The sequence below is a fragment of the Micrococcus sp. ACRRV genome (assembly GCF_022346985.1).
In the GTDB taxonomy this organism is placed as follows: domain Bacteria; phylum Actinomycetota; class Actinomycetes; order Actinomycetales; family Micrococcaceae; genus Micrococcus; species Micrococcus porci.
Map to the genome: position 1 here is coordinate 1 of NZ_JAKRNH010000223.1, position 682 is coordinate 682.

1 protein-coding gene is annotated in these 682 nt (G+C 75.8%); it reads right to left on the reverse strand.

All coding sequences use genetic code 11. The annotated features are described in order from the left end of the window. Nucleotide 1 precedes the first annotated feature (1 nt). Nucleotides 2-682: ATP-binding cassette domain-containing protein (locus MHY29_RS12215; protein WP_239241594.1), on the reverse strand; the 681-nt coding region annotated here is incomplete at its 5' end.

Genomic DNA, 682 nt, shown 5'->3' on the forward strand with positions numbered 1-682 from the left:
GTCATGGTCGGACTCCTGGGTCGGCGGGGGGTGCGGGGTCGGCGGCGGCCTGTCCCGGGGGCCAGCGGACCACCCGGTCGAAGGCCAGCCCCGGCGGGGGCAGGTGGCAGATGAGGACGACGCAGCGGGTGCGCGCCCAGGCGGCCAGCTCAGCGGCGAGGACGGCGGAGGACTCGTCGTCGAGCCCGTTGAACGGCTCGTCGAGGACCACCGTGTCGAAGGCGCCGACCGTGCACTGGACGATCCAGAGGCGGCGGCGGTTGCCGGTGGAGAGGGTCTGGGCGGGAGCGTGCATCCACGGGCCGAGCCCGTAGCGCTCGGCCCGAGCCAGTCCCTCCGCGGGGTCCGCACCGGCCCACCGGCTGGCGAACACCACGTGGTCGTGCACGTCCATCAGGGGGTAGAGGGCGGGCTCGGTGCGGCACACGCGGCGCCGCTCATGGGCACGGGGGTCGTGGGCGGGCAGGCCGCCGATCCGCACCTGTCCGTCCGACGGGCGCAGGTAGCCGGACACCAGCTCGATGAGAGTGGACTTGCCGCCGCCGTTGCGGCCGTGGACGCGGACCAGGCCCGGCCCGTCGATGACGAGGTCCGCGCCCGTGAACACGGGGCGACGGCGGTCGTAGGCGGCGCTCACGTCCGCGAGGCGGATGGCCGGCGCCGGGGCGGCGGGGTTCATGGG